Source organism: Aquimarina sp. AD10, from assembly GCF_003443715.1.
Classification (GTDB): Bacteria; Bacteroidota; Bacteroidia; order Flavobacteriales; family Flavobacteriaceae; genus Aquimarina; species Aquimarina aggregata.
In genome coordinates this window covers 2,435,913-2,444,462 of the sequence record NZ_CP031965.1, presented here as the reverse complement: position 1 = coordinate 2,444,462, position 8,550 = coordinate 2,435,913, and the positions used below count along the sequence as shown (strand labels likewise).

Annotated in this window: 8 protein-coding genes and 1 tRNA gene; 7 read left to right on the top strand and 2 right to left on the bottom strand. The window is 31.5% G+C overall.

All coding sequences use genetic code 11. From position 1 onward, the window contains the following. Positions 1–30: 30 nt before the first annotated feature. The 7 genes from D1816_RS10085 to D1816_RS10055 all read left to right on the top strand — a co-directional run bounded on the left by D1816_RS10085 (position 31) and on the right by D1816_RS10055 (position 4,987). Positions 31–987 (top strand): type IX secretion system membrane protein PorP/SprF, encoded by a 957-nt coding sequence (locus D1816_RS10085; protein ID WP_082832587.1) that lies wholly within the window; start codon positions 31–33, stop codon positions 985–987. Positions 988–1,025: 38 nt separating this feature from the next. Then, on the top strand, positions 1,026–2,990 hold the full coding sequence (locus D1816_RS10080; RefSeq protein ID WP_118502637.1) for an OmpA family protein: 1,965 nt from the start codon (positions 1,026–1,028) through the stop codon (positions 2,988–2,990). A 164-nt stretch (positions 2,991–3,154) separates the two neighbouring features. Then, positions 3,155–3,673 (top strand): isopentenyl-diphosphate Delta-isomerase, encoded by a 519-nt coding sequence (gene idi / locus D1816_RS10075; protein WP_066319032.1) that lies wholly within the window; start codon positions 3,155–3,157, stop codon positions 3,671–3,673. Then, positions 3,670–4,080, top strand: a complete 411-nt coding sequence (locus tag D1816_RS10070) for a 6-carboxytetrahydropterin synthase (RefSeq protein ID WP_066319035.1) — start codon at positions 3,670–3,672, stop codon at positions 4,078–4,080. The genes idi and D1816_RS10070 overlap by 4 nt, the downstream gene beginning before the upstream one ends. Continuing rightward, positions 4,080–4,538 (top strand): peroxiredoxin, encoded by a 459-nt coding sequence (locus D1816_RS10065; protein WP_066319037.1) that lies wholly within the window; start codon positions 4,080–4,082, stop codon positions 4,536–4,538. The genes D1816_RS10070 and D1816_RS10065 overlap by 1 nt, the downstream gene beginning before the upstream one ends. 51 nt (positions 4,539–4,589) lie before the next feature. Then, positions 4,590–4,856, top strand: coding sequence for a hypothetical protein (locus D1816_RS10060; RefSeq protein WP_066319040.1), 267 nt, complete (start codon positions 4,590–4,592; stop codon positions 4,854–4,856). A 57-nt stretch (positions 4,857–4,913) separates the two neighbouring features. Next, positions 4,914–4,987, top strand: a tRNA-Thr gene (locus D1816_RS10055). A 38-nt stretch (positions 4,988–5,025) separates the two neighbouring features. Here the strand turns inward: D1816_RS10055 and D1816_RS10050 are convergent. Continuing rightward, positions 5,026–7,734 carry a DEAD/DEAH box helicase family protein gene (locus tag D1816_RS10050; RefSeq protein ID WP_118502635.1) on the bottom strand — a complete coding sequence of 903 codons (2,709 nt, stop codon included), beginning with the start codon at positions 7,732–7,734 and terminating at the stop codon, positions 5,026–5,028. A gap of 37 nt (positions 7,735–7,771) precedes the next feature. Next, positions 7,772–8,515 carry a DUF4369 domain-containing protein gene (locus D1816_RS10045; protein WP_118502633.1) on the bottom strand — a complete coding sequence of 248 codons (744 nt, stop codon included), beginning with the start codon at positions 8,513–8,515 and terminating at the stop codon, positions 7,772–7,774. Positions 8,516–8,550: the final 35 nt, after the last annotated feature.

Below are 8,550 nucleotides of genomic sequence, written 5' to 3'. Positions count from 1 at the left end.
TTGTTATTCCCTAATCGAATTAAAATACTTATGAATAAACTATTATTTCTATTTATGCTAGTAGTTTTTGGCCTTACTACAACATCTATTAACGCCCAGCAAGATGCCCAGTATACACAATATATGTATAATACAATTAGTGTTAATCCAGCGTATGCAGGAAGCCGAGGGGTATTAAGTGTAATGGGATTGCATCGCAGTCAATGGGTAGGCCTAGAAGGAGCGCCACGTACGCAAACGTTAACACTTAATACTCCGATTGGAGATAATGAACGTTTAGGCTTAGGTTTGTCTATTGTTAATGACGAAATCGGTCCAACAGATGAAACATATATTGATATTGATTTTTCATATACAATACCTGTTTCAGAAGAAGGTAAGTTAAGTTTTGGTTTAAAAGCAGGAGCACATTTGTTAAATATCGATTTTCAGCAATTAACCCAGTTTAATCAAAATGATAATCTATTCGAAACTAATATTGATAATAAATTTAGCCCTAATGTAGGAGTTGGAGTATATTATCACACCAATAAGTTTTATTTTGGATTAAGTGCGCCTAATTTATTAGAAACAGATCATTTTGACGAGAGTACTACAAGCAGTGATAGTGATGCAGTAAGTTTTCTTGCAGAAGAGCGAATTAATTATTATTTGATAGCAGGGCATGTATTTGATATAAGCCCGGATGTAAAGTTTAAACCAGCAGTATTAAGTAAAGTAGTATTTGGAGCACCATTACAAGTAGACGTGTCAGCTAACTTTTTGTTGTATGACCGATTAACCTTAGGTGCTGCATATCGTTGGAGTGCTGCAGTAAGTGGAGTAGTAGGTTTTCAAATATCTGACTCTATGATGATAGGTTTTGCTTATGATAGAGAAACAACCGAGTTAGGAAGATCACAATTTAATGATGGTAGTTATGAAGTTCTATTACGCTTTGAATTATTTAAGAAATACAATAGAATGCTTACACCAAGATTCTTTTAATTACAATTTATAGAAAATTAATACACAGATATACAGATATGGGGAAACGTTTACTTAAATCATTGTTGTTTGTTATTGCCTTTTTATCTCTAGGAACAGTGTTTTCTCAAGAAAAGAGATTAGAAAAAGCTAAAACACAGTATGATAGGTATGAGTATATTAATGCTCAAGAAACTTATCTTAAGGTTGCCGAAAAAGGATATAGAAGTGCAGATCTTTTTAGAAATCTAGGAGATAGTTATTATTTTAACGGGCAATTAAATGAAGCGTCAAAATGGTATAAAGAACTCATCAATTCATATCCTGAGGATATTGCTCCAGAATACTACTTTCGCTATGCACAAACCTTAAAAGCAAATGATAATTATAAAGAAGCAGATATCTATTTAAATAAATTTGCCGACGTAAATGCAGATGATCAAAGGGCAAAGATGTATAAAAGAGACCCTAACTATTTGCAACGAATAGATTTTCAGTCAGGTAGATACGAAATTGAAAATTTAGAAATAAATTCATCTTTTACAGATTTTGGAACGGCATTTTATGGAGATAATATAGTATTTAGTTCTTCTAGGGATACACTAATTTTTACAAAGAGTATACATCAGTGGAATAATGAAGCATTTTTGCAATTATTTAAAGCCGAATATGATTCTGTAAATGGAGAATTGTCAGAGATCGAAAAATTTGGTAAACGCATAAATTCAAAATTTCATGAGTCAACCCCTACATTTACTAAAGATGGAAAGACGATTTATTTTACAAGAAATAATTATATCGATAAGAAATTAGGAAAAGATAAACGAGGTACGAATAAACTTAAAATTTATCGATCAGTTAAAGCCGACGATGGCACTTGGTCTTCTCCAGAAGGGTTACCATTTAATAGTGATGAATACTCTACTGCGCACCCCACTTTAAGTGTAGATCAACAGACATTGTACTTTGCTTCAGATATGCCAGGAGGTAGAGGATTGTCAGATATCTACAAAGTGGCAATAAATACTGATGGAACTTTTGGTGAACCCGAAAACTTAGGAGAAAGAATTAATACAGAAGGAAAAGAAACATTTCCCTTTATAAGCGATAACAATGAACTTTATTTTTCATCTAACGGTCAGATAGGATTAGGTGGATTAGATGTATATGTTACACATTTAGAACCTAAAACTAAACAAGAAGGAGATATTATAAATGTTGGTAAACCGGTAAACGGAACCAAAGATGATTTTGCATTTATTATTGATTATAAAACTAAAAAGGGTTTTTTCTCTTCTAATAGAGAAGGAGGAAAAGGAGGAGATGATATTTATGGTTTTGTAGAATTAGAAGAACTTCGAAACTTCTGCGAAATTACGATAGCAGGTACAGTTAAAGATAAAGATACTAATGAATTTATCTCGGGAGCAAAAGTCACAATATTAGATAGCAATAACACTATAATAGAAACAGTTGTAGTTGGAGATGATGGAGCATATACTTCTACTAAAAAGATAGAATGTAACACTAAATACTTTGTTAGAGCAGAAAAAGATGAATATGTTACTGTAGAAGAATTAAAGGATACTCCAAATGAAACAGAGACTTTACAAGTACCACTTCTCCTAGAAAAGAAAATTAAATCAGCAGAAATAGGAGATGATCTAGCGAAGCTGTTATCATTGAACAAAATATATTTTGATTTTGATGCATTCTATATCCGTACCGATGCTAGTGTAGAATTAGCTAAAGTAATTGAAGTGATGAAACAATATCCAGAAATGAAAATTGAAGTTGGATCACATACAGATAGTCATGGAGACGATAACTATAACTTGTGGTTATCAGAACAAAGAGCCAAAGCGACTGTAGCGTATATGATTAAGAATGGAATTTCTGTAGAACGTTTAACAGGCAAAGGATACGGAGAAACTCAGCCAGTTAATGATTGTGGTAATGATACCAACTGTACAAAAGATGAGTATCAATTAAATAGGCGTAGTGAATTTATAATTGTCAAATAATTTATAACAGTTCTATATAAACTAAAAACGTATAAAAAACACCTTAATCATTAAGGTGTTTTTTATTTTCACAGCTTTTGCATACTATACTAGCTTAAATTTGGTTCTAAATTATGAATTGGTAGTACAAGTATGATTTTGTAATTTTGACATAATAAAAAAGAATGGAAGAAGAAAAAGTCATTTTAGTTAACGAAAATGATGAGCAAATAGGGCTTATGCCCAAATTAGAAGCACATGAAAAGGCAGTTTTACATCGTGCCTTTTCGGTATTTATTATTAATGATAAAAACCAATTAATGCTTCAACAAAGAGCGCATCATAAGTATCACTCACCTGGTTTATGGACCAATACCTGCTGTAGCCATCAAAGAGATGGTGAAAGTAATATAGAAGCAGGAACTCGAAGATTACAGGAAGAAATGGGATTCACAACATCGTTGAAAGATTCTGTGTCATTTATTTATAAAGCCCCTTTTGATAATGGATTAACAGAACATGAATATGATCATGTGCTAATTGGAACATATGAAAAAGATCCAATTATAAACCCTGAAGAGGCGGCTGATTGGAAATGGATGGATATTGAAGATGTGAAAAAAGACATTGAAACACACCCAGAAACCTATACAGAGTGGTTTAAAATCATTTTTAATAAATTTTACTCACATATTACCTTATGAGGATTAAAGCCTGTAGAAAAGCCCATTTTAATGCTGCACATCGATTATATCGAAAAGATTGGAGTGATGAAAAAAACGCTCAAGTATTTGGGAAATGTAGTAACCCGAAATATCATGGACATAATTATGAGCTTATCGTAAGTGTTATTGGAGAAATTGATCCAGAAACAGGGTTTTTAATAGACCTTAAAATCTTAAAAGATTATATCAAATCTGAAGTTGAAGATTATATGGATCATAAAAACCTGAATGAAGAAGTTGCAGAGTTTGCAGACCTTAATCCAACAGCAGAAAATATCGCAGTAGTAATTTGGAATCGATTAAGAAACAAAATCGAATCTAAATTTGATATTGAAGTAACTTTGTATGAAACACCTCGTAATTTTGTAACGTATACAGGAGAGTAATGGCATTAGAAATAGGAGATAAAGTCCCAGAGTTTAAGGCTACAAATGATGAAGGCCAAGATTTTAATAGTATCGAAGTAATTGGTAAGAAACCAGCAGTGATTTATTTTTATCCTAAAAATTTTACACCGGGTTGTACCAAAGAGGCTTGTGATTTTAGAGATAGCTATACAGATTTTAAAGAATTGGGAGCAGAGGTTATTGGGATAAGTTCAGACAGTGTTAAATCTCATACAAAATTTAAAAATAGATATAAATTACCCTTTATATTTTTGTCTGATGCGCAAGGTAAAATTAGAAAGCTTTTTGGGGTTAAGGCAGGTTTATTGGGTTTGTTACCAGGAAGAGAAACTTATGTGATAGATCAAGAAGGAATTATACAATTAAAATTTAATAGTATTAATGCTGCCAAACATATGAGTAAAGCATTAATTAAGATAAAGGAATTAATAAAATAATAGCTAGTTAATATTTCTGAAAACACTAATTTTGCATAAAATATATTTAAAATGGCAAACAAGAGAGACCTTAAGAAAGATATCAACTATGTATTAGGAGATATCATAGAAGAAGTTTATGTATGGGAGTTAAACAATCCAGGAAAGGATAATAAGTCAGGAGAGGCAATTATTGATGAAGCAATATCGTCTTTCGATAGTTTTATGGCCAGAGCTAACCAGCGCAAGTTAGAAAATCCGTCAAAGCATTTTAAAGCTATTCGTGAGGATTTAGAAAAAACGGCAACAGCTTTAGTAGAGAAAGTAAATTCCTTATAATTTTTTTAAAAAAATGTTTGCAGATTTAATTCAAGAAATTATATTTGCAACCGTTTTGCCGATGTAGCTCAGCTGGCTAGAGCAGCTGATTTGTAATCAGCAGGTCGTGGGTTCGAGTCCCTCCATCGGCTCTTTATAAAGGTCTTGAATTTTAAATTCAGGGCTTTTTTTATTTCCAAGTATTTACCCTTTCTGATTTGTCTTGAAATGAAGCAGCTAGAGAGTGTATTCTGGACTTTAATAAGATCTTACGTCCTTCAATATTTCTGGTAAAAACCAATTTACATTTTCCAACATAAGATTTCCAATTGGATTCAAAATTAGTAGCTAGCGACTTTTGTTTACCCAAAAGTTCTGGTACAGCATGAAAATCTTTTTGATCAATAAGGTTAAAAAGAGTAGCTTTTCTAATAATAATATATCTAGGATTATCTATAGTATCAATTATTTCTGATAAGGAAGTGATAAAAACTGATTTTTCAAAAGTACTTGCCCCTTCAAGATGACAAAATACAGCACCATATTCATCTTGACTAGTTAGAACAACTAATTTTTCTCTAGGAGTTTTTATAACATGGTTATTAATAAGTGATGCAAGTAATGCTTCACCAATACTTTTGATATCTTTAGAAATATCTCTATGTTTTAGATATAAACGACTAGTTCTGTACAGTAATCTTCCAAATATAGCAATTCCTGCAATTCCTGCTACAGTTACAAATGATAAAAGATGTTCAAGAGTCTTAATACGATTTATATTTCGTAATGCAATTTCAAGAATAGTCTCCCCAAAAGTGGCAATTCCCGATACTAGAAAAGCGCTTAAATTAGCTATGGTCTTATTGAAGTATAAAGATGTAACTTGTTTATAGTTTTGTTGTGATGGAAAAGGTACTTTTATTTCTTCAATAAGAGTGATTCCTTCTTCTAGAGCTTTTTTCCAGCTTAACTCTAATTGATTCCTGTTATGAGCACATGCAAACATTTTTTGATTAACATCAAAGATTTGTTTTGCAGTAGTAAAATTTGTGGGAAGATGTAATCTATCTATACCATTCTCTATTCTGGGATTACTATCAAGAGATACTCCTACAAATGCTTTAAAACGTCTTTTTAATAAGGAATAATCTACTCCACCATCATTATCTAATACATCCACGCAAACCAAATGCCATATATTTCCTGTTTTTAAAGGGTTTGATTTCTGAGTCCTAATTGCTCTTCCTCTCATTTGATTTGATAAGACATAAGAACCTACAAAACTTGCTAGTATTAGTGCGTTTATAGCCGGAGCATCCCAACCTTCGCCAAGTAAAGATTTAGTTCCAATTAAAATTTCAATATGGCCTTCTTGAAATAATTGTGTGATAATATGAACTATATTTTGTTTAAGCCTTTCTGATGTTTTTATGACTAGAAAATTTGGATCATAGGATAAAGGAGTAGTAGCAATAGTATCTATTTTATATAACTTACAATAATAATCTAGTTGATTTAAAGCAGTAAAGGGTATGATAATAATATTTCCCGTAAGGACACCAATTTTAGAGGATAAATTTTTAGTTCTCCTAAGTTTTTCAAAAATAGGAATGACACCAATAGAAGTAAGAGGTAAAGTGTTTTTTGGTGTACTTACAAGTAGTTCTTTTCTGATATAATCGGTAAGAATAACCATTCTAAGATCATTACCTAGAGATAACGATTCAAAGTCGACTATTTCTTTTATACTCTCTAGTTTACTTATGCTCGAACTAAGAAGTTTATTTCGTTTTTGGTGTTGTGCAAAGCTTATTTTTTTCCGATTTACAACACCGTTTCTCTTGAGTTTATTTAATAATAATTCTCGATACTCCTTATCTTCATCTGTATGGTAAATATAAAAGGTTAGTAGTGTTTCTATCCATTCATAATTTAATTCGGGAATTTTAAAATTTTTATCTCCGATCACATCAAGGTGTAATGGACTTATTTCAACACCAACTGCATTAAGATAGATAAGTATTGCAGCGTAATTTTCTATATTAGAATAAATCCATTCTAGTTCTTGTAGAGGTTGGATGTAACATCTTAGGGCTAATAGTTTGGATTTTAATATTGTGTCAGCTTTTATTTGGGTAAAAAGTTGTTGTGTGTTGTTATTATATTCTTTGATCTTCGAACCTTCTTCAGGAGTAGGGTAAGAAAACATGATGTAATCTTGATGAGGGCATAAATCATTTTCTAAAACTAATTCAGGAACAGATATTTCTGCATCTACAGGACCATTGAGCTCAATATACCGTTGCCATTCATTATAGCTAACATCATAGGGTGGAGTAGCTGTTAAGCCAACTATCGTAGGTTCTAAGTTTTTCTTAACTTCGGTTAAAGATTTCCACCATGCATTTTTAAGATGGTGTGCTTCATCAACTACAATAGTTGAAATTTTTTCTTTTTTAAGTCCTTCTATTATTGTTTTTGCTGCCGTATTTGAAAATTGTAAGTCATCATCACTAGATTCTTCTGCAATTTTATAATCTTTATTTTCTATTGTTTTTCCAGAACATGCTGCATGCAAGCCTTGATAAGTAGATACTGTTAGAAACTTAGGTTCTTTAATGTTTATAGAAATCCAATTTGGGGTTGATTTAGTTCGAAGAAATAACTCACAAAACCTTTGAATCCATTGATTTCTAATAGCAATAGTAGGAGCTAATATAAGAGTAGGTTTGTTAAGGCGTAAAGCAACCTCAATCCCTAGAATAGTTTTTCCCGATCCAGGAGGAGCTATTATATGAAGATGGTTGTCATTAAGGTGAGATTCTAATTCTTGAAGTACACGTTGCTGATAACTTCTCCAAGGGTACTTGAATTTTATATCAGTCGGAAATTGCTTCAAATTAGTATAGTTTCAAAATAAATAATGGCAAAACAAACTATGGAATGATAGAATCATTTTTTTTAATGGCAGCTTCCTTATCTTTACGTTCTTTAATATACGTTATTAGTTGTTTGCCATATAAAGATTTTTTCACTTTAGGACTTAAAGATTTGGCTACTGTGTCTAGATATTTGATATTAGCATCAAACACTTCACTTAGCGTGATATAAGGAGCAACTTCAAGCTTTTTATTATACATGGCAAAGTTTATCGTATACAAATATTTTTGCTTTAGTAGTTTTTTATACGCCTCGTCATTCTCAATTAATTTCTCATCATCTTTTTGTTTACTGGCTTCAAAATTTTCTTTAATTAACCTTAAGTTTCTAGCATTAAAGCGTTCAAGCATTTTTTTGTATTCCTGAAACTTAGCTTCATTTTTTCCTCCAACAACTTTAGCGTCTTTTTCAAAATCTCCTAGTGTAGTATTGATGGTAATAGTTCCAGGTTCTGCAAAAAAGTCTATACGGTCATTATAACGTGCTCCATCATTTTTATCTAAATACAAATAATGAATCTCTGGCTCAGAAACTTGTGATTTCATTAAAAAATCTGACTGCCCTTCTATGTAGACAGAATCAACATTTATAAGTACAGTATCTTGAATCTTTTGAAGATATAACATTCCTTTTTTTAGACCTTTAATGTTACCAGATACGGTAACATTACCAGCTTTTGGAGGAGTGCTACAATTTGTAAAAAAAATAAGTAATATTAGTACGATTGATAATTGTTTCATTGATGGTATTTTGTTTTCATAAATGTGGTTACAAA